We start from the raw sequence: 18,961 nt of genomic DNA on the forward strand, positions 1-18,961 counted from the left end.
CATACCTCCCGGCGGCCGAGCGCAATCACGTCGTCAAGGCATTTGCCTACTCGTTCGGCAAGCCCTCATCGCAAGGCGCCGGCCAACGCTCGGCTCCTGTGATGTGCCACACGAAGAACTCCCCGGAGTGCGTCCCCTTGAGATCGCGCGAGAACAGCAGCGATTTACCGGAGGGAGAAAAGGTCGCGCCGATTTCGGTGCCGTTGACGTTGATCCCAGGGCCGAGCTTCGTGCGAGGCAACCAATCGTTTCCGTGGCGATCACTGCGGTACAGCCCGCCATCGGCCATCAGGATCATCGAAGTGCCGTCCGGTGACGGGAGTGGTTCGTACTCGTTTCCTTCGGAATTCAGCGTCGGCCCAAGGTTTTCGACCGTCCATTCGCCTGCGGCGTCCTCTCGCGCGCGCCAGATGTCGTTTCCACCCAAGCCGCCGGGACGATTCGAACCGAAGTACAGCCATCCATCCGGAGCGAGCCGTGGAAACCATTCCGCGCCAACGGAATTCACCGGTGCGGGCAGCCGCTGGGGGCGCCCCCACTGGCCGGCCGCGTCACGATCCAGTCGCCAGATGTCCAGGTCGTCGCGTTTGACGCCGTCGTCGGAGCGCGAGGAAATGAAGTACAGATGCGCCCCGTCGGGCGTGAACCAGGGATCTGCCTCCTGCCCGTCTCCTGCGAACGCGGGCGGCTGCGGGTCTGACCAGCCGCTCGGTCGGCACTTCGAAAGCATGAGATGCCATCCGCGGAATTCCGGAGAGCTGCGCACGAAATACAGGTCCCCGGTACGCGGATCGAATGCCGCATGGGACTCGAACTGAGCGCTGGAGATGTGGGCGGGCATCCACTGCTGCACTACTGGCCCATCGGATGCTGCAAGACCGTGGGAGACCAGCAAAAGGCCGATTCCCCATCCGTGCCGACTCGACATGAGCGTTTCCCGTTCCGAGACCCGGGCTAGGTTAGCCGGCACGGGGCCTGCCTTAGGTCAGACCGCAGCGCCAAACGCGCCCGCGCCAAGCATCGTCAATCGTCGCGCCGCAAGGTGATCACCAGTACATCGCGATGTGCCGATTGCGATGGATCCAATGGCGTCACGGCCGTTACCCCGTGGAAGACGCGCGAGTCATCGACCAGCGCCGCGTCCAGCGGGTTCGTCAAGGTGAAACTGCCCAGCAACGTGCCGTCCGCAGCATGAATCGTCGTGGTGCCGCTCGCGATGTTCTGCCGATCGATCAGCAGCACGAGCACGTAGTCGACGCCATCCCGGTGAACGCCTTCCGGAGTTGGCTCGCCGGGCTCATCCGGCCGGGCTTCAATGCGGAACTGATGGACCTCGATGTGCCAACGGCGAACCGCCGGCGCCATCTGCGGGAACAGACCGCAGACGAACGCGAGCATGGTCCGCAGGGAAGCGCCATCGCCGATTGCGGGCGCGATCGGTTCGAACCAGCGCTCGATATCGCCCTGCAGCGCGTTGTAGGTGCTCGATTGGAAGTGGGGCTGATGCGGTTCGCGCCGGATGGCGCCGTCGGCCGTGGCACTGAATACCGCGTAGCGACGGCGCCGGTGACGGCCGGTCCGTGCCAGGTATGCGTCGGGAACCAGCTCGTCCCAACTGCCGACAAAGGCCTCCCAGTCGTTCAGCGCGCCATGCGATTGGAGCAACCGGCGCATCGCCGGCGCCTCGACGAACCGGAAACCGTCGTCCTGCAGTGCCGCGAGCAATCCGGGCTCGGAGCAGTCGTGCTCGCGCATGCGCATGTCGTCCTCTGCCCCGCGCCAGCTACAAGACCAGCGGAGGCTCGCCGCCCACTATCACGACATCGGCGGGACGTCGTGCGAACAGGCCGACCGAAACCACGCCGGGAATCTGGTTGAGCAAGGCTTCCATCGCGACCGGATCGGTGATCGACAGGTTGTGCACGTCGAGCACGACATTGCCGTTGTCGGTCACGACGCCGTCGCGCCACACCGGGTGACCCCCGGTCTTGGCCAGGATTTGCCGGGCGACAAGGCTGCGCGCCATCGGAATGACTTCCACCGGCAGCGGGAACCTCCCGAGCACGTCGACGCGCTTGGCCGGATCGATGATGCAGACGAACTTCTCGCTCGCTTCGGCAATGATCTTCTCGCGCGTGAGCGCGGCACCGCCGCCCTTGATCAGACGCTTGTGCGGATCGCATTCGTCGGCGCCGTCGACGTACAGCGACAGCGGGCCGGTCGCGTTGAGGTCGAGCACCTCGATGCCATGCATCTGCAGGCGCTGGGTGCTTTGCTGCGAGCTGGAAACCGCGCCGCGGATGCGGTCCTTGATCCGTCCCAGCGCGTCGATGAAGTAGGCGACGGTCGAGCCGGTGCCGACGCCGACGATCATTCCATCCTCGATGTAATCGATGGCCTTTTCGCCGGCCAGGCGTTTGGCTTCACTCACGGGCTCATTCCAGGGAAAGAAGAAGTTTCCATTGCGCCGCCGTCACCGGCAGCACCGACAGGCGCGAGCCGCGCTGGGTCAGTGCGAAGCCTTCACCGAGTTCGTCGGCGTGCCGGCGGATTTCCTCGAGCGCGATGGTGCGCGCGAGCTTGCGTTCGAAGCTGACGTCGACCAAGTCCCAGCGCGGCTGTTCCTGCGTGGCCTTCGGATCGTAGTAATCCGACTTCCGGTCGAACTGCGTCGGGTCGGGATACGGCGTGCTCGCCACCTTGGCGATGCCGACGATCCCGGGCACGTCGCAGTTGGAGTGGTAGAACAGCACGCCGTCGCCGACCTGCATCGAGCGCATGAAGTTGCGCGCCTGGTAGTTGCGCACTCCCGTCCATGGCTCGGTGCCGACGCGCTGCAGGTCGTCGATCGAGAACGCATCGGGTTCGGACTTCATCAGCCAGTAGCGGCGGCGTGCGGTCATGGGAGCGGCGGGCAAACGATCAGGGAGAAACGGAAACGAACTTGAAACTGCGATCCTCGGTGCATACCGCGTCGAGGCGCACGTCCCAGGGTTGGGCTTGCACGGGAGGCGTCTGCTGCAGCGCGAACGCGGCGCCCACCAGCCACGGCGGTGCGGCGGAACCCTGCCGGAACGCGAAGCTGCGATCGTACCAGCCGCCGCCCATGCCGAGCCGGTTGCCGTGGTCATCGAAGCCCACCAGCGGCATCACCACCATCACCATCCGGCTGGGCTCGAGCAGCGACGATGCGGACACATCCGGCTCGGGAATGCCGTAGCGGTTGGTGCACAACGGATCGCCGGAACGCCAGGGCGCGAAGCGCAGGGTCTGGTCGTCGCAAAGCACCGGGAGGCAGTAAATGCATTCGCGCGGCAGGCGCAATTGCCAGGCATGCAGTGCGATTTCGCCATCCATCGCCCAGTAGCCGGCGACGTATCCCGAGTGCGGTGCTAACGGCAGGGCGAGCAGGCGGTTGGCGAGCGCATCCGCGGCGGCGATGCGGTGTGACGCCGGCAGCGAGCGCCGGCGCGTCCTGATTTCCTGGCGCAACTGGCGGCGCGCGGCCGCGGACGCTACTTCATTCATGCGTGGACTGCCGGGCGCTCATCGGGACATCGTTGCCGGAGCGCGCGACCGCATCGGCGGCTTGCGGCGGAATGGCGCAACGCAGCTGCGTTGCGCAGAAATGAAAAGTCCTCCGCCGGTGTGCGATGCCTGCGAAACGACCTTGAACCCGGGGTTCAAGTGGGGACGCTTGGATGCCTTCGGGCTTTCCGCTGCGAGGCGGACATGCACTCCGGGCTTCCGCTGCGCCCCCGTGGTCGTCATTAAGGGACAAGGCGAATGTTTGCGCAGGCTGTCGCGCACAGCAGAGGACGTGCGCGGATTATAGCGTTCTCTCCCGAACGGGCTACTCCGCTCGTCGGCGTGACGCCCGCTGCGGTTCAGGCGAGGCGATGCAGCCGCATCAGCGCGAAGCGTTGTCGAACAGGCCGTCCAGTTTGCGATGCAGGTCGTCGAGCGTGCGCACGAGCTCGCGATCGCGTCCGGAGCCCTCGTCGCGCAGTTGCTGCAGTTCGTGGGCGAGGTTCAATGCCGCCAGCACGGCGACGCGATCGAGTGCGGCCATGCGGTTGTTGCCGCGGATCTCGCGCATCTTGTTGTCGAGGAGCTTCGCCGCCGCCATCAGGCTGTCGCGCTCGTCGGGTTCGCAACCGATGGTGTACTCGCGATCGAGCAGGCGGATGCTGACCGGCTCGCTGTTCTTCGCGCTCACGTGTGCTGCTCCAGCGACTTGAGCCGCGCGATCATCGCCTCGACGCGCGTGCGGGCCTGCTCGTTCTTCGCCAGCAGGGTCGATCGCTCGTTGACCAACTGCTCCTGTTGCAGGCGCAGGCTGCGGTTTTCCTCGTTGAGGCGACGTGCCTGGGCACCCAGCTCGTCGAGGCGGGCCGAGAGGTTCTGCAGTTCGGCGATGAGTTGGGCGCGATCCATGGGCGGATGATGGGGAGGCGGGGGAGGCGGGTCAAGGCAAGCGGCGGGGCCGCGGCCGTCAGCCGGAAATCGCCTGCTGGTCGGCATCCGCGGTGGCCGAGGCCCAGCTGTGCAGGAAGGTGAGGCATTCGTCCGCACGCAGCGGCCGTGCCAGCCAATAGCCCTGGATCTCGTCGCAGCCGTGCTCGTGCAGGAACCGGACCTGTTCCTCGGTTTCCACGCCTTCGGCCACCACGTTCAGGCCCAGCGAGTGGGCCATCGCGATCACCGCGCCGGTGATCGCCTCGTCGTCGGCATCCCGGGTGAGGTCGCCGATGAATTCCTTGTCGATCTTGAGCGTCGTCAGCGGCAGGCGCTTGAGATAGGCAAGCGAGGAATAGCCGGTCCCGAAGTCGTCGATCGCCAGGCCCACGCCCAGCCCGCGGATGGCCTGCAGCATCGCGGCGTTCTGTTCCGCGTTGGCCATGATCACGGTTTCGGTGAGCTCCAGCTGCAGGCGATCGGGCGGGATGTTGCGACCCGACAACGCGCGGGCGACGACGTCGGGAAGATGGCCGCGCGCCAGCTGCAGCGCCGACACGTTCACGGCGATGGACACGTCCAGCAGGCCCTGGTCGCGCCACATTTCCAGCGTCGAGCACGCTTCCTGGATGGCCCATTCGCCGATTTCCAGGATCAGGCCGGTCTCTTCCGCCAGCGGGATGAAGCGATCGGGCGGGATTTCGCCATGCTCCGGGCTGTACCAGCGCAGCAGTGCCTCGACCCCGGTGATGCGCATGTGCCTCAACGACAGCTTGGGCTGGAACATCAGCCGCAGTTCGTGGCGGTCCAGCACCTTGCGCAGGGCCGCGGAGATCGTGGCGCGCTGGCGGATCTCGATGTCCATCGCGTCGGTGTAGCGCATGAACGTGCGGCGCCCGGCGGCCTTGGCCTGGTACATCGCCGTGTCCGCGTGCTTGAGCAGATCGGTGGGGATCTGCGCGTGGTCGGGATACAGGCTGATGCCGATCGACGGCGAGATCGACACGTCGTGGCGGTCGTCGATGTCCAGCGGTTCGCCGAACGCGTCGATCAGGCGACGTGCCACGTCCTCGGCTTCTTCCACGGCATCGAGATCCTCGAGCACGACGGTGAACTCGTCGCCGCCCAGGCGCGCGACGGTGTGCTGGGGTCCGACGGTCCCCTGCAGGCGCGCGGCGGCCGCGCGCAGGATGCGATCGCCGGCAGCATGGCCGAGCGAATCGTTGATGTCCTTGAAGCGGTCGAGGTCGAGGAACAGCACCGCGATGCGCTTGCCCTGCCGGCGCGCGCGCACGATCGCGCGCGAAAGGCGTTCAGACAGCAGCGTGCGGTTGGGCAGGCTGGTCAGCGTGTCGTAATTGGCCAGGTAGCGCAGTTCCTGTTCGGCGCGCTTCTGGTCGGTGATGTCGCCCAGCACGCCGACGTAATGCGAGCGCTGGCCTGTGGCATCGAGCACGATGCTGGCCTGCACCGAGCACAGGAACTCCTGCCCGTCCTTGCGCTGCTGCCAGATTTCGCCCGACCAGCGGCCGTCGCGTTCGAGGCGGAAGCGCATCTGCCGGTAGAACTCGGGATCGTGCTGCGGACTGTTGAGGATTCCGGTGTCGCGGCCGAGTACTTCGACGTCGCTGTAGCCGGTCATGCGGGTGAAGGCGGGATTCACCGACACGAAGCAGAAGTCGCGGTCGAACACGCACACCGCTTCGGCCATGCTGCGCAGCACTTCGCTGGCGATGCGGCGTTCGCGCTCGGCATTGCGGGTGGTGGTGACGTCGCGGGCGGTGCCGGCGATGCGCAGGGCGCGGCCGCGGGCATCGCGATCGACCACGCGCCCGCGCGCCAGCATCCACGCCCAGTGCCCGTCCGGCAGGCGCACGCGGTGTTCGGACAGCATCTGCGAGGTTTCCCCGCGCAGGTGCTGGCGCATCAGTTCGCGCACGCGCGGCAGGTCGTCCGGGTGGATTTCGTGCTGTTCCACCACTTCCATCTGCACCGCGCTGTCGGCGTCGGTCTCGCCCTGCTCGTCGATGCGCATCGCGTACATCTCGTTGCGCTGCAGGTCGTAGTCCCAGAAGATCTCGCCGGATCCCCACAGCGACAGCTTCAGTCGCTGTTCCCGCTCGCGGATGGCGTCGAACAGTTCGCGCTCGCGCCGCATCCGCTGCCGATGCCGCCACCAGAGCACGGCGACCAGTCCCAGCACACCGAGCGCGGCGATCCACAGCACGCGCGGATGCCGCCACCAGGGCGGGAGGACGTGCACGGGGACGCTCAGCTCCTGCGGCGTCCACACGCCGTCGCGATTGGTCGACTGCACGCGCAGCACGTAGTCGCCCGGCGGCAGCCGCGTGTAGGTGATGTCCTGCTGGTGGCCGTTCTCGATCCAGCCGATGTCGAATCCGTCCAGGCGGTAGCGGTACTGGATGTCGCCCGCGGGAGCGAAGTCGAGCGCCCCCACGCGCAGCCGCAGCAGGTTGGCGCCGTCGGGAATGGACAGGGCACGCGGTTGCCACAGCACGTCATCGTTGCCCGGTGCGTCGGCGCCGACGCGGGCGGAGAGCAGCCGCACCGGTGGCAGGTAGGTGGTGTCGGTGACGCGTCGCGGATCGAACAGGTTGAGCCCGCGCACGCCGCCGAACGCGAGCCGGCCGTCGCCGAGCATGGCGGCGGCGGCGCCATTGAATTCCACGTCCTGCAGTCCGTCGGCGATACCGTAGAAGCGATAGCGGGCGTTCGCGGTATCGAAACGGACGATGCCGTTGTCCGTGCCGAGCCACAGCGTGCCCGCGGGCGCTTCCATGATCGAGAACACCACCGGCACCGGGCGATCGCGCAAGGCCTCGGCCAGCGGATGGGCGAAGGCGATGCTGCCGTCGGCGTTTTCGATCACGCGGCTCAGGCCGGCGTGCGTGCCGACCCACACGCTGCCGTCCGCCGCCTGCCACAGGGCGCGCACCAGGTTGCCGGGCAGGCTGCCGGGTGCGTCGATGCCGTGGCGGAAATGGCGCAGACGGCTGGTGGCAGGGTCGAACAGGTCGAGTCCGTCCCCGGTACCCAACCAGATCCGGCCGCGCCGGTCCTCGAGCAATGCGTGCACCGCCGGATGCGAGAGCTGGTTCGGGTCGTTCTCGCGGTAACCGTAATGCAGCACTTCGCCGTCGGCGGGCGTATAGCGCAGCGCCCCGTTGTTCGCCGTGCCGATCCACAGCGCGCCGTTGCGCGCGAGCAGGAGGCTGCGGATGGAGTTGGTGGTGTAGCTACCCAGCGGGACGGGCTCGAAGCTGCCGCGGCGCGGATCCAGCCGCGCCAGCCCGCGCTCCGTGGCGACCCACAAGGTGCCATCGGGATTGCGCGCCAACGCCAGGACGCGCGGTGGCGACTGGCCTGCCGGCAGCGGCAGGCGCGTGCTGAAGTCGCTGAAGCGGTCGGCGGCCGGGTCGTAGCGCAGCAAACGCGCATCGTCGGTGCCCAGCCACAACGCGCCGGTGTTGTCCTGGGCGATCGCGCGCACGCTGTCGTCGGCGGCGGGATTGTGCGGACCGTCGCCGCTGTCGAGGTTGAGCACGTAGGTGAAACGGGTGCCCAGCGGGTCGGTCACGGTGACGCCGCGGAACTGCCCGCCCAGCCACAGCATCCCGCCCTGGTCGACCATGAGCGTGTTGAAGCCGTCCTCGGGCAGCCCGGAGGCCACGCCGGACTGTTCGTGCAGCGCCAGGCTGCGCCCGCTGGCGGGGTCGAAACGCAGCACGCCGCGCTTGCTCAGCGACAGCCAGAGCTGGTGGTCCGGGGCCTCGGCGATGGCGATCACTTCGACGTCGGGCTCGCCGCTCTCGGGCCACGCGCGCAGCAGCGAGCGCCCGTCCGAGGCGAGGCGAAACAAGCCCTGTTCCGCCGCGATCCACAACTGCCCGCGATGATCGAACGCAAGCGCACGCACGGACACGTCCGAACGCAGGCGCTCGACGCCGCCGCGCGGCCCGATGCGGTAGAGGCCGGTCGGCGTGCCGTACCAGACATCGCCCTCGCGCCCCGCCACCAGGCTCTGCCGCGGCCAGGCGCGCAGCGCCTTGGGGTCGAGGGTGATGACGCGATCGCGCGTGCCGGTAGCCGGATCCAGCCGTTCCAGGCCGGCGAGCGTGCCCACCCAGACCTTGCCCGCGTGGGGCAGCAGGGCCGCAACCTGGCGTTGCGAATGGTCGCCGCTGGCGACTTCGTAGCGGCGGATCTCGCCGCTGGCGAGGTCCAGGCGCGACACGTATTGCGAATAGGAGCCGACCCACAACGACCGGTCGCCCTCGATCGCCAGCGCCGTGACGTAACTGTCGGGCAGGCTCGCCGGATCGCGCGGGTCGTGCCGGTACTGCACGTAGCGCTGGCCGTCGTAGCGGTGCAGGCCGCCCTGCGTGGCCACCCAGACGAAGCCCTGCGAGTCCTGCACCATCGCGTTGACGGTGTTCTGGCCCAGGCCGCGCTCGCTGCCCAGGCGCGCGAAGTAGTAGTCACGCGTCAGCGCTGCAGCATCGCTCGCAACGCCTGCGCCAAGCAGGCCTGCGACCAGGCAGGCGATGATGGACGGAAAAAAGCGCACGGACCCCAGCCGTTGGGCGTATGCGGCCAGTGTATGACACCCGGTGCCTGCCGCCAGCCATTCGGGTACCGCTAAACTGCCGCCATCCCCCGTTGCCTGAAGCCTCACGTGCCGTCGCCAAACGCCCCCGATCTGCCTGCCTTTGCGGCCCTGGAGGCCGAAATCCGCGCCCTCGCGCTCGCCGTCACCGTGCCCGAGCTCCACGGCGGCCTGTGCGGCTGGCTGGCGGGCGGCGGCGCCGCCTCGCCGGAGTGGCCGGGCAATGTCCTGGCCGACGCCGGCCTGCCTGCCGTGAAGGCCGGCAGCGCGCTGGACGAGCTGGGGCAGGCCAGCGCCGCGCAACTGGCCGATCGCAGCTTCGAATTCGAACTGCTGCTGCCCGACGCCGATGCCTCGCTGTCTGAACGCAGCGGCGCCCTGTTCGACTGGTGCCGCGGCTTCCTCGGCGGTTTCGGGCTCGCCGCCGGGGCGACTCCCGCGTTGTCGGAAGACAGCAGCGAAGCGCTGGCCGACCTGGCCCGGCTGGCCGCGGCCCAGCCGCAGGATGACGGCGACGAAGAGGACGAGGAAGCCCTGGTGGAACTGGAGGAATTCGTGCGCGTCGCCGCCCTGCTCCTGCACGGCGACTGCGTGATGGCCGCCCAGCACCGGCAACGGTTCAACTGATGGCGTCGGCCTCGCGGAACCCGCACCACCGCGCTCCGCTTGCGCGCCGCACCGCGGCCGATCGCTGCGGTCCTCTCGCACCGACGCACGCATGAGTCCGGGCAAGCCGCTTGCGGTTCCGTTCCGCACCCACGCGCGCCGGCGCCGGCAACTCATGCGCATGGCCGGCAACGAGGCAATCCTGATCCTGCCCGCCGCGAAGGAAGTCGTGCGCAGCCGCGATACGCACTATCCGTACCGCCAGGATTCCGACTTCTGGTACCTCACCGGTTTCAGCGAACCCGATGCGGTGCTGGTGCTGGTGCCCGGACGCAGGCACGGCGAGACGCTGCTGTTCTGCCGCGAGCGCGACGCCGAGCGCGAAGCCTGGGACGGCCCGCGCTACGGGCCGGAAGGCGCGGTCGATGCGTTCGGTTTCGACGATGCCTATCCGATCGGCGACCTCGACGACATCCTGCCGGGCCTGCTCGAAGGCCGCACGCGCGTCTACTACCACTTCGGCCGCGACCAGGAATTCGACCTCAAGCTGATCGGCTGGCTCAATCGCGTGCGCGCGCAGGTGCGGCACGGGGCGCAGCCGCCGCACGAGTTCCTGGAACTGGGCCACCTGCTCGACGAAATGCGGTTGTTCAAGGACCGCGACGAACTGCGCCTGATGCAGCGCGCCGCGGACATCAGCGTGCGCGCGCACCAGGCCGCGATGCAGGCGGTGCGCGCCGGCATGCACGAATACGAACTGCAGGCCGAGATCGAGCGTGTCTTCCGCAACCACGACGCCGAGCCGGCCTACGGCAGCATCGTCGGCGCCGGACGCAACGCCTGCGTGCTGCACTACCGCGCCAACAATGCGCGCATGGACGACGGTGACCTGGTGCTGGTCGATGCCGGCGCCGAATACCGCGGGTACGCCTCCGACATCACCCGCACCTTCCCGGTGAACGGCCGCTACAGCAAGGAACAGCGCGCGCTGCACGAACTGGTGCTCGCCGCGCAGCAGGCCGCCCTGGAACAGGCCGTGCCGGGCACGCCGTACGAGGCCGGGCATGCCGCCGCGGTTACCACGCTGACCGAGGGCCTGCTGCGCCTCGGGCTGCTCAAGGGTCGGCTCGAGAAGAACCTCGCCGACGGCCTGTATCGCCGCTTTTATCGCCACAAGACCGGCCACTGGCTCGGGCTGGACGTGCACGACGTCGGCGAATACCGCATCGACGGCGAATCGCGTCTGCTCGAGCCCGGCATGGTGTTCACCATCGAGCCGGGCCTGTACGTGGCCGCCGACGACACCACCGTCGAGCCGAAGTGGCGCGGCATCGGCATCCGCATCGAGGACGACGTGCTGATCACCCGCGACGGTCACGAAGTACTGACGCGCGGGCTTGCACGCAGCGCCGACGAGATCGAAGCGCTGATGGCGCGACCGCGCTGACCCGCGTTACTCGGGCAGGCGCAATGAAGCCTGCCCGAGCACGTAGCGCCAGCCGTCCGGCGTGCGCACGTAGGTGTCGCTGAACCACAGCTTGTAGTCGAAGCGCGAGCCGTCGCGGTTGGTTCCCTTCAGCCATAGTCTCGCCGTGACCACCGCGGTGTCGCGCCACACGCGCACGGTCTGCGCGAGTTCGTCCTGCTGCTCGTACTGGCGGTTGTGCTCGCGTGCCTCGCGCAGCAGATCCTCCTTGCCGTACGTGGTGCCGTTGCCGAGCACGAGGACGAAATCGTCGGCGAGGATCCGCGCCATCGCCGGCGCATCGTTGGCCTTCACGGCCGCCTGATAGGCGCGGTCGAGCGCGGCGACCGTCGCCCGGTCGTCGGCCTGAGGCTGCGGTTGGGCGTGGACGGCGGGCGCGAGGCAGAGCAGCAGGGCAGAGGCGGTGGCGGGAAGGCGGCGGGTCATGGGCGTTTCTGTCGTGCGAAGGAACCGCGATGCTGCCGAGCGCTGGACCGGCCCGCTCGCCGTTTTCGGACGGGGTTTTCGGAAGCGCTTTGACGGCGTATTCGAACGGCATGTTCGAACGGCATGTTCGAATGGTGTTCTGGACGGCATGTCCCAGCGGCGTCGGTGAACAGGACTCCCGACCCGGCGGATTCCGCCTCGCCACGGCCACCGCCAAACCATCGGCACATCCCCGCCGCTGGCGCGCGGTGCAGACTGCGGGCATGGTCGCGCGCCGCCTCATCCTGGCAGGCATCCTGTTCGCGCTGTCGTTCGCGATGGCGTCCGTGCAGGCGCGCACCGTGTATCGCTGCGTCCGCGATGGCAGCGTCAGCCTGGCCACCGCGCCGGAACCCGGTTCGCATTGTGTGGCCAAACACATCGACGACGACGCGGTAAAGCTGCCGAACCTGTGGGGTGCGCTCGGCGTCGTCAGTGGCTCGCTGTACGAGCGCCAGCAGGATGGCCGCACCGTCTACAGCACGCGCAACCTGCCCGGATCCACGCCGGTGTTGGCGTTCACGGTCGCCACGCCGCCGGGCGAACCCGCGCACGCGGGGCTCGGCAATGTGGGACGACCGCAAGTGGATCGCTACGCGGCGCAGTTCCGCGCCGCCGCCCGCAGGCACGGCGTCGACGACGCCTGGTTGCGCGCCATCGCGCATACGGAAAGCGGCTTCGATGCGAAGGCGCTGTCGCCGAAAGGCGCACAGGGCGTGATGCAGCTGATGCCCGAAACCGCGCGCAGCTACGGCGTGACCGACGCGTATTCGCCCGTGCAGTCCATCGATGCCGGCGCGCGCCACCTGCATGCGCTGCTGCGTCGGTATCGCGGCGACCTGACGTTGGCGGCCGCGGCGTACAACGCCGGCGTCGGTGCGGTGGCGCGCTTCGGCGGCGTCCCGCCGTACCGCGAAACGCAGGACTACATCGCCAAGGTGCAGGCCCTGCATGCGAGCTATCGCCTCGCGCTCGCCCGCGTGGCGTCGGCGAAGGGCCGCGCGGCTCCCTGATCGTTCGCGTGTGGTTGGTTACCGCGCGCCGGTTCCGCGCGCGGCGATGACGCGCGGCAGCATCGCCGGCAGGCCACGGTTCATGCACGCAGTGGTGGCGCGCTGGTGCGTGGCCGATGAACGGGCGTGCGGCCCGCTCGCGCGCTGCGTCCGTGTTGCGTGCCTGTCGCAGCTGGATTCCTCACCGCATCTACAGGTATTTGCCGCCAAGGTGATGCCACCGCGCGCGTGTACGCACGCCATGCAAGCGAGGAGGAACACCATGAACGCAAGCAAGCGCGAACTGATCGCCGCCACGCTGGCGATGGCGCTGCTGTCGCCGGCGGCGTGGTCGCAGCAGGCAGGCAAGGGCCCGCCGGAGGTTCCGCGCGCCGCACCGCCGGCCGCACCGGTACCGGCGTCGCCGGAACAGACGCTGCGCGACATCCACAAACCGATGACGACCACGACCGATCAGGCGGACACCGCGCTGCCACCGCCGGCACCACCCACGGCGCAGGGCAGCGAACACGCGATGGAGCATTCGTCGGTGGTGCAGCGCGATCTGTGGGCGCAGCTGGATACGGATGGCGATGGCCGGATCAGTTCCACCGAGGGCGCCGTCGATACCGACTTCAACAACCGCTTCGCCACGCTGGACGCGGACCACGACGGCTTCGTGACCGATGCCGAATACCGTGACGGCACCCGGGCGGAGATGGATGCACGACAAGGCGCGGACGCCCCCGCCCGCGATGCACCGGGCCTGGGCACCACGCTGCGGCGCCTGGATACCGATGCCGACGGCGCCATCAGCGCCAGCGAAAGCGAAGCCGATGCGGCCTTCAAGGCCGACTTCGCGCGCATCGACGCCGACAGCGACGGCATGGTGACCCATGCCGAATACCAGGCGTGGCTCAAGGCGAATCGCAAGTGAGGGTCCAGCGCCCGATGGAGCGTCGCGAAGACAGCTACGGACCCGAGCGCGAACAATGAAGCAGACAACACAAGGGCGCCACGAAGGCGCCCTTGTCGTCACGGCGCGAGATCGCCGCCACCTACATCATGCGATCGCGCGACTGTTCCGCGCGCGCGGCGCCGATCTTGGTTTCCACATCGCGCACTTCCTCCGGCGGCGGCAACACCGCCTGCATGCCGAGCGCTTCGATCCACAGTTCGCGGGTCCAGCCCGTGGAGTGGTAGAGGTGGTGGTCTTCTTCGTCCTCGACCTGTTCGTGCGCATGGCGCAGCACGTCGATGGCGTCGCCCTGGCCGTGCTTGACCAGTTGTCCGATCAGTTCCCAGTTCGCGTGGTCCTTGGTTTCGGCGAGCACCACGCATTCGCCGGCGACGATCTGCGCGGCAGCGGGATCGGCGTCGCTGCGCGCCTTGTCGATCGCTTCGACCAGCGAGGCCCCGAGATGGGCGACGACTTCGCGCCCGGCCGTGCGCACTTCCGGATCGAGGCCGAGCGAGCGGAACACCTCCAGCAGGATCTGCCGGTGCCGCCGCGTCTGTTCGAGGTATTCCTCCCATTCGCGGCGCAGATCGTCGTTCTGCACGTTCTTCAGCGCATGGGTATAGATCTCGATGCCGCCGATCTCGGTTTCCAGCGCCTGGTACAGCAGTTCCTGCACGCCCGCCGCGTCGTACCCGCTCTTCTTGCTGCTTGCCATCGGTGATCTCCCGCTTGAGGAAGCGACCGCGACAGGTTGGCGCGCGCGCCGTTCCGCGTCGGTGAGACGCCGATGAAGGAAACCGTAAGCCGCCGTGCCGTGCGCTTCAGCGGATGAGCGCGGTCGGCGTCTCGAAGGGCAGGGACATCGCGCCGGTGCGCGTTACCGCGCTTTCCACCGCAGGCAGGGTTTCGGCGGCGCCATCGACCAGCACCAGGATGCGTCCCGCCTTGATCTCGCCGTCGAACTTCTGCCGCACCGGATCGGGCAGCGACGAACCCACCAGCGACGAGGCGAAGGCGCCCACCAGCACGCCGGCCAGCGCCACCAGGCCCGCGCCGCCCCAGCTCATGCCGATCGACGGGAACGCGAGTACGGCGATCGCGCCCGCCAGCAGTCCGGCGATGCCGCCGAACAGCGCGCCGCGCAACGCCGCCGGAACGAAATCGCTGTCGGCTTCCTTGCGCCGGTTGGGGATGTGCCCGACTTCGATGTCCGGGCGCGCGACCAGGGAGATGTCGTCGTCGCGGATGCCGGCCTCGCGTGCGGCCTGGATGGCGGCGCGGGCGGTGGGAAGGTCGGGGGTGCTGAAAACGCGTCGGGTCTTCATTGCGCACTCCTGGATCGCGCACTGCTGGATCGCGCACTGCTGGGCTGGGCCGCGATCGTGACCTGCAGCGCGCCGCGCGGCTCCCCAGCGCGCGAAAGCAGTTTGCTCCGCAAAGGTTAGCCACGCGTGATGAAAACAGGGGCGGCCGGCTTAGGCTGACGAGGCGCCATCGCGCTCCAGCGGAGACCGCCATGCTGCCCACCGTTGCCGTGCCCTGTCCGTATTGCGGCGAGCGTGTCGAACTGATGATCGACGCGGATGCCGGGTTGCAGAACTACATCGAGGATTGCCCGGTGTGCTGCCGGCCGATGGAGATCGCCATCGCGTTCGGCGCCGGCGGCGAGCTGCTCGCGAGCGCGGCGCGCGACAGCGATGCGTGAGCGAACGGCTGGATTTCCGGGGGCTTTGAGGTCGCCGTAGCCCTGTTCGTAAACGTTTTGTTCCATTCAGGTGCCGCGTACGGCTGCTCTTCGACACGCGGCACGCTTTGGGCGGGTTCAGCGGCCAGCCATAAACCGTTTCATCGCGATTGTGGTTAATGCCGTGTGGAGGCCGCCGGCGCGCAGGTGCGTGCGTTCATCCGCGCGGCGGCAAGGTGCCGACCGTGCGGGGCATATCCCCCGATCTGCCATTCGCCGCGCACGACACTCAAGGAGAAGAAAACGATGAACCTGTCCCGCAAGACCCTGCTCGGTACGTTTGCTCTCGTCGCCACCCTGTCCGCTCCGCTGGCGTTCGCCCAGACCGACACCTCGGCGACCGACGCTTCGGCGCAGCAGTCCACGCCGCCGACCGATACGTCGACCACGCAGTCGACCACCACCGATACCCAGACCACCACGTCCAACGACGCTTCGGCCGCCACCATGCAGGGCGACGCGCCGAAGAAGAGCTGGAACGACATCGACCTCGACAAGGACGGCAGCCTGACCAAGGCCGAAGCGGCCGCCGTGCCGGCGCTGGGCCAGGTGTTCGACAAGGCCGATTCCAATGCCGACGGCGCGCTGAGCGCCGACGAATACAAGGCCTACGTTCAGACCTCGTCGCCACAGAAGGACGACTACAAGTAATTCGCGGTTTCGGTTTCAGCAAGTCGCAGTTGCAGCCAGCCGGTCACGCAACGACGGTTTGCCGGTGACCTGACCTGCCGGCACGGCGGGGCGCGGATCCGTCCGCGTCCCGCCGCTGGACGTTGCGGGCCTCGTCGTACCAGCGCATCCCCCACGCGAAAGGCGGCCTTCGGGCCGCTTTTCGTTTGGCCGTTTCGCGCGCTGGCATACTGGCGTGCATGATTTCAGACGACACCACGATCCGCCTGGTCGGCTTCGACGGCGATGACACCCTGTGGCGCAGCGAGGACTACTACCACGCCGCCCAGGCCGAATTCGAACGCATCGTGCAGCACTACGTGGACCTCCGCGACGCGCGCACGCACGAACGCCTGTATGCCGTGGAGATGCGCAACCTCGCACTGTTCGGCTACGGCGTGAAGAGCATGACGCTGTCGATGGTCGAAGCCGCGGTGGAGATCACCGAGGCGCGCATCAGTGCCGCCGACCTGCACCGCATCGTCTCGCTGGGCAAGGAACTGCTCCAGCATCCGGTGGAACTGCTGCCCGGGATTCGCGAGGCGGTCGAGGCGATCGCCGCCGACCACGAGATCGTGCTCATCACCAAGGGCGACCTGTTCCACCAGGAAAACAAGGTGAAGCAGTCCGGCCTGGCCGATCTGTTCCACCGTATCGAGATCGTGAGCGAAAAGGACGCGTCCACCTACGCGCGCGTGCTCGCCGAATTCGATCTGCCGCCGTCGCGCTTCGCGATGATTGGCAACTCGCTGCGCTCGGACATCGCGCCGGTGCTGGAACTGGGCGGATGGGGCATCTACATGCCCTACCACGTTACATGGGCCCACGAGACCGAGGCGACGATCGACGACGCGGCGCCGCGCCTGCGGCGTGTCGACGCGCCCGCGGGCCTGCCTGCGGCGGTGAAGTCGCTGGATGCGGCGATCGCCTGACGCCCACCGGGCTGGATGACGGAGCGGACGCTCGTGGGCCTGCATGCTCCGACGCCGGCAACTCAGGAACCGGCCCACCGGGTTCAACGACTGGACTCCGGAACCAGCCGACTGGACTCCCGAATCAGCCGACCGGACTGGAACCGAGTCGCCTGCGCTTCAGGGCGCGTTACCGGGCAGGTCTACGCCTTAACTGGCGCCTGAGCGGGCCCGTCGCCCGACGGCGAAATTACGAATCAATTCACCAGCCCGGTCGCATCGTCGCCCCCGTGCCTGCCGCCGTGCAGGCGTGAGAGGAGAACACTGATGGCCACGCTGTCCCGCTGGCTTGCTTCCACCGCACTCGCCGCCGGCCTGGGCATGGCGATGCTCGCTGCGCCCGTGCCGGCGCACGCGCAGGACGGTGACGATCTGGTCCGGGTGCTCGTCGACGTTGCCGACGTCATCTACCACGACGGGTATCCGTACTACCGCTATGGCAACTACGGTTACCGCGATCGGCTGATCGTCGAGCGCAACCGCTACGGGCGTCCGGTCTACTACCGCTACGCACCGCGCCACTACCGCGCGGGGCCGCCCTACGGCCAGGCGTACGGCTACTGGCGCAACCATGCGACCTCGCGGGTGAGCTGCGACCGCCACGGCCGCTGCGTGACGCGTTACTACGATCCGCGCTACGACCGCCGGCCTTACGACAACCGCTACTACTACAGCCACGACCGCGACCGCTACGACCGTCGCTACTGGGACGGGCGGCGCTGGCGCGACCGTGACTGAAGACCGGACGCAGCTGCGGGCGGCGTGGCCGATGTCGCCGGCATCGCGCACGCATCCCACCGCACGCTGCTGTTTCCGGGCGCGGCGCCGGTGCTAGCCTTGCCCCTTCGAACCCAGCATCGAAGCACGGGAGCCTCGCGATGAATCGTCGTCCGAACCGTCGTCCAAACCGTCGTCTGGCCGTCCTGCTCTGCACGGTCCTGCTTGCCGCCTCGCCGGCCGCCTTCGCAGCCGGCCCGATCACCTGCAAGCTCAGCTTCAACCTGTCCGGCTGGTCGATCTTCTACAAGACCGCCTCCGGCAGCGGCGTGGTCAGCTGCGACAACGGGCAGACGATGCCGGTGCACATCCGCGCCAAGGGCGGCGGCCTGACGGTGGGCAGGTCGCGGATCGAGAACGGCAGCGGCGAGTTCTCCGGCGTCTACACCATCAACGACGTGCTGGGCACCTACGCGAGCAGCGAGGCCCATGCCGGCGCGTCGAAATCGGCGAAGGCGATGGCCATGACCAAGGGCAGCGTGTCGCTCGCGCTCGCCGGCAAGGGGCAGGGTTGGGACCTGGGCATCGCGTTCGGCAAGTTCGTGATCGAACCCTGACGCACGCCGCCGTCGCGTCACGCGATCCACGGGAGGTTGTTCATGTCGTTTTTTCCACCGTCCGGATTGATGCGCAGGCTGCTGGCGCTGCTGCTGGCCGCCAGCGGCCTGGCGCTGGGCAATGCGGCCGCGCAGGACGTCGCCATCGGCTGGAACCCGCGCAGCGGCGATGCGTGGGTCGACACCTGGCTCGGCGACATGAACCGGTACGGCGCGCGCTATCCCGAACCCTTCGTCGACGAGATGGTGCGCTACCACAACGCACCGCGCGCGCTGGTGCTGGAGTTGCTCCAGACGCGGCAGTGGACGTCGGGCGATGTGTATTACGCCTGCGCGCTGGCGGCGGTGCTCGGTCGTCCGTGCCGGCACGTCGTCGATCTGTACGAAGCCGATCGCAGCCAGGGTTGGGGCGCGCTCGCGCAGCGGCTGGGTGTGAAGCCGGGCTCGCCGGAATTCCACCGGCTGAAGAAGGGCTTCGTGCCCACCTACGATCGCTGGGCGCGCCCGATCGACCTCGACGACGAACTGCGTCGCGACTTTCCCAACCACGGCAAGGACAAGGCGAAAGGACGCAAGAGCAAGGCGAAGACGGGTAGCCGCGACGACGCATCTTCGCCAGGCAAATCCGCGAAGAAGGCGCGACACTAG

Annotated in this window: 21 protein-coding genes and 1 other RNA gene; 10 read left to right on the plus strand and 12 right to left on the minus strand. The window is 68.2% G+C overall.

Annotated features, from left to right (window positions below; genetic code table 11):
- Nucleotides 1–46 precede the first annotated feature (46 nt).
- The 9 genes from ACFPN1_RS15015 to ACFPN1_RS15055 all read right to left on the minus strand — a co-directional run bounded on the left by ACFPN1_RS15015 (nt 47) and on the right by ACFPN1_RS15055 (nt 9,046).
- Entirely contained in the window at nt 47–841 is a 795-nt protein-coding gene (locus ACFPN1_RS15015; protein ID WP_386755999.1) for a TolB family protein, read from the minus strand.
- Between the two features lie 182 nt (nt 842–1,023).
- Nucleotides 1,024–1,755, minus strand: coding sequence for a 2OG-Fe dioxygenase family protein (locus tag ACFPN1_RS15020; protein ID WP_386756000.1), 732 nt, complete (start codon nt 1,753–1,755; stop codon nt 1,024–1,026).
- Nucleotides 1,756–1,783: 28 nt separating this feature from the next.
- A complete protein-coding gene (gene rpiA, locus ACFPN1_RS15025; RefSeq protein ID WP_386756001.1) occupies nt 1,784–2,431 on the minus strand; it encodes a ribose-5-phosphate isomerase RpiA in 648 nt (215 codons plus the stop codon).
- A gap of 4 nt (nt 2,432–2,435) precedes the next feature.
- Nucleotides 2,436–2,903: an EVE domain-containing protein gene (locus ACFPN1_RS15030; protein WP_386756003.1), complete on the minus strand. Its 468-nt coding sequence runs from the start codon at nt 2,901–2,903 to the stop codon at nt 2,436–2,438.
- 19 nt (nt 2,904–2,922) lie between these two features.
- Nucleotides 2,923–3,528: a 5-formyltetrahydrofolate cyclo-ligase gene (locus ACFPN1_RS15035; protein WP_386756004.1), complete on the minus strand. Its 606-nt coding sequence runs from the start codon at nt 3,526–3,528 to the stop codon at nt 2,923–2,925.
- Between the two features lie 105 nt (nt 3,529–3,633).
- A non-coding RNA gene (gene ssrS / locus ACFPN1_RS15040) (6S RNA) lies at nt 3,634–3,821 on the minus strand.
- 89 nt (nt 3,822–3,910) lie between these two features.
- Nucleotides 3,911–4,219, minus strand: a complete 309-nt coding sequence (locus tag ACFPN1_RS15045) for a cell division protein ZapA (protein WP_386756005.1) — start codon at nt 4,217–4,219, stop codon at nt 3,911–3,913.
- A complete protein-coding gene (locus tag ACFPN1_RS15050) occupies nt 4,216–4,437 on the minus strand; it encodes a TIGR02449 family protein (RefSeq protein ID WP_386756007.1) in 222 nt (73 codons plus the stop codon). Before ACFPN1_RS15050 ends, ACFPN1_RS15045 begins: the two co-directional genes overlap by 4 nt.
- A gap of 58 nt (nt 4,438–4,495) precedes the next feature.
- The gene (locus ACFPN1_RS15055; RefSeq protein ID WP_386756008.1) at nt 4,496–9,046 is read right to left on the minus strand and encodes an EAL domain-containing protein; all 4,551 of its coding nucleotides are present in this window, start codon (nt 9,044–9,046) and stop codon (nt 4,496–4,498) included.
- Between the two features lie 108 nt (nt 9,047–9,154).
- Here ACFPN1_RS15055 and ACFPN1_RS15060 point away from each other — a divergent pair, with 108 nt between their 5' ends.
- Nucleotides 9,155–9,712: a UPF0149 family protein gene (locus tag ACFPN1_RS15060; protein WP_386756009.1), complete on the plus strand. Its 558-nt coding sequence runs from the start codon at nt 9,155–9,157 to the stop codon at nt 9,710–9,712.
- Nucleotides 9,713–9,803: 91 nt separating this feature from the next.
- Nucleotides 9,804–11,138, plus strand: coding sequence for an aminopeptidase P N-terminal domain-containing protein (locus ACFPN1_RS15065; RefSeq protein ID WP_386756011.1), 1,335 nt, complete (start codon nt 9,804–9,806; stop codon nt 11,136–11,138).
- A 6-nt stretch (nt 11,139–11,144) separates the two neighbouring features.
- Here the strand turns inward: ACFPN1_RS15065 and ACFPN1_RS15070 are convergent, their stop codons facing one another.
- Nucleotides 11,145–11,603, minus strand: coding sequence for a nuclear transport factor 2 family protein (locus tag ACFPN1_RS15070; RefSeq protein WP_386756012.1), 459 nt, complete (start codon nt 11,601–11,603; stop codon nt 11,145–11,147).
- Between the two features lie 317 nt (nt 11,604–11,920).
- On the opposite strand from ACFPN1_RS15070, the gene ACFPN1_RS15075 reads away from it, so the two are divergent.
- Nucleotides 11,921–12,655 (plus strand): lytic transglycosylase domain-containing protein, encoded by a 735-nt coding sequence (locus tag ACFPN1_RS15075; RefSeq protein ID WP_386756108.1) that lies wholly within the window; start codon nt 11,921–11,923, stop codon nt 12,653–12,655.
- A 262-nt stretch (nt 12,656–12,917) separates the two neighbouring features.
- Entirely contained in the window at nt 12,918–13,571 is a 654-nt protein-coding gene (locus ACFPN1_RS15080) for an EF-hand domain-containing protein (protein ID WP_386756013.1), read from the plus strand.
- A gap of 121 nt (nt 13,572–13,692) precedes the next feature.
- On the opposite strand, the gene ACFPN1_RS15085 is transcribed toward ACFPN1_RS15080, so the two are convergent.
- The gene (locus ACFPN1_RS15085; RefSeq protein ID WP_386756015.1) at nt 13,693–14,310 is read right to left on the minus strand and encodes a ferritin-like domain-containing protein; all 618 of its coding nucleotides are present in this window, start codon (nt 14,308–14,310) and stop codon (nt 13,693–13,695) included.
- Between the two features lie 106 nt (nt 14,311–14,416).
- The gene (locus ACFPN1_RS15090) at nt 14,417–14,920 is read right to left on the minus strand and encodes a hypothetical protein (protein WP_386756016.1); all 504 of its coding nucleotides are present in this window, start codon (nt 14,918–14,920) and stop codon (nt 14,417–14,419) included.
- Nucleotides 14,921–15,111: 191 nt separating this feature from the next.
- Here ACFPN1_RS15090 and ACFPN1_RS15095 point away from each other — a divergent pair, with 191 nt between their 5' ends.
- The 6 genes from ACFPN1_RS15095 (at nt 15,112) to ACFPN1_RS15120 (ending at nt 18,961) form a co-directional block, all read left to right on the plus strand.
- Nucleotides 15,112–15,300, plus strand: a complete 189-nt coding sequence (locus ACFPN1_RS15095) for a CPXCG motif-containing cysteine-rich protein (protein WP_386756017.1) — start codon at nt 15,112–15,114, stop codon at nt 15,298–15,300.
- A gap of 285 nt (nt 15,301–15,585) precedes the next feature.
- Complete coding sequence (locus tag ACFPN1_RS15100) at nt 15,586–15,990, plus strand: EF-hand domain-containing protein (RefSeq protein ID WP_386756018.1); 405 nt, start codon at nt 15,586–15,588, stop codon at nt 15,988–15,990.
- A 218-nt stretch (nt 15,991–16,208) separates the two neighbouring features.
- On the plus strand, nt 16,209–16,940 hold the full coding sequence (locus ACFPN1_RS15105; protein WP_386756019.1) for an HAD family hydrolase: 732 nt from the start codon (nt 16,209–16,211) through the stop codon (nt 16,938–16,940).
- A gap of 306 nt (nt 16,941–17,246) precedes the next feature.
- Nucleotides 17,247–17,717 (plus strand): hypothetical protein, encoded by a 471-nt coding sequence (locus ACFPN1_RS15110; RefSeq protein ID WP_386756020.1) that lies wholly within the window; start codon nt 17,247–17,249, stop codon nt 17,715–17,717.
- Nucleotides 17,718–17,857: 140 nt separating this feature from the next.
- Entirely contained in the window at nt 17,858–18,313 is a 456-nt protein-coding gene (locus ACFPN1_RS15115) for a hypothetical protein (protein WP_386756021.1), read from the plus strand.
- Between the two features lie 42 nt (nt 18,314–18,355).
- Entirely contained in the window at nt 18,356–18,961 is a 606-nt protein-coding gene (locus ACFPN1_RS15120) for a hypothetical protein (RefSeq protein WP_386756022.1), read from the plus strand.

It is taken from the genome of Lysobacter yangpyeongensis, from assembly GCF_042655745.1.
GTDB lineage: Bacteria > Pseudomonadota > Gammaproteobacteria > Xanthomonadales > Xanthomonadaceae > Agrilutibacter > Agrilutibacter yangpyeongensis.

Bases quoted from the DNA above. Each gene is read 5' to 3' on its own strand.
- ACFPN1_RS15015 (WP_386755999.1), bottom strand. From the start codon at position 841: ATGCCCGCCCACATCTCCAGCGCTCAGTTCGAGTCCCATGCGGCATTC.
- ACFPN1_RS15020 (WP_386756000.1), bottom strand. From the start codon at position 1,755: ATGCGCGAGCACGACTGCTCCGAGCCCGGATTGCTCGCGGCACTGCAG.
- ACFPN1_RS15030 (WP_386756003.1), bottom strand. From the start codon at position 2,903: ATGACCGCACGCCGCCGCTACTGGCTGATGAAGTCCGAACCCGATGCG.
- ACFPN1_RS15035 (WP_386756004.1), bottom strand. From the start codon at position 3,528: ATGAATGAAGTAGCGTCCGCGGCCGCGCGCCGCCAGTTGCGCCAGGAA.
- ACFPN1_RS15050 (WP_386756007.1), bottom strand. From the start codon at position 4,437: ATGGATCGCGCCCAACTCATCGCCGAACTGCAGAACCTCTCGGCCCGC.
- ACFPN1_RS15065 (WP_386756011.1), top strand. From the start codon at position 9,804: ATGAGTCCGGGCAAGCCGCTTGCGGTTCCGTTCCGCACCCACGCGCGC.
- ACFPN1_RS15070 (WP_386756012.1), bottom strand. From the start codon at position 11,603: ATGACCCGCCGCCTTCCCGCCACCGCCTCTGCCCTGCTGCTCTGCCTC.
- ACFPN1_RS15075 (WP_386756108.1), top strand. From the start codon at position 11,921: ATGGCGTCCGTGCAGGCGCGCACCGTGTATCGCTGCGTCCGCGATGGC.
- ACFPN1_RS15080 (WP_386756013.1), top strand. From the start codon at position 12,918: ATGAACGCAAGCAAGCGCGAACTGATCGCCGCCACGCTGGCGATGGCG.
- ACFPN1_RS15085 (WP_386756015.1), bottom strand. From the start codon at position 14,310: ATGGCAAGCAGCAAGAAGAGCGGGTACGACGCGGCGGGCGTGCAGGAA.
- ACFPN1_RS15090 (WP_386756016.1), bottom strand. From the start codon at position 14,920: ATGAAGACCCGACGCGTTTTCAGCACCCCCGACCTTCCCACCGCCCGC.
- ACFPN1_RS15095 (WP_386756017.1), top strand. From the start codon at position 15,112: ATGCTGCCCACCGTTGCCGTGCCCTGTCCGTATTGCGGCGAGCGTGTC.
- ACFPN1_RS15100 (WP_386756018.1), top strand. From the start codon at position 15,586: ATGAACCTGTCCCGCAAGACCCTGCTCGGTACGTTTGCTCTCGTCGCC.
- ACFPN1_RS15105 (WP_386756019.1), top strand. From the start codon at position 16,209: ATGATTTCAGACGACACCACGATCCGCCTGGTCGGCTTCGACGGCGAT.
- ACFPN1_RS15110 (WP_386756020.1), top strand. From the start codon at position 17,247: ATGGCCACGCTGTCCCGCTGGCTTGCTTCCACCGCACTCGCCGCCGGC.
- ACFPN1_RS15115 (WP_386756021.1), top strand. From the start codon at position 17,858: ATGAATCGTCGTCCGAACCGTCGTCCAAACCGTCGTCTGGCCGTCCTG.
- ACFPN1_RS15120 (WP_386756022.1), top strand. From the start codon at position 18,356: ATGTCGTTTTTTCCACCGTCCGGATTGATGCGCAGGCTGCTGGCGCTG.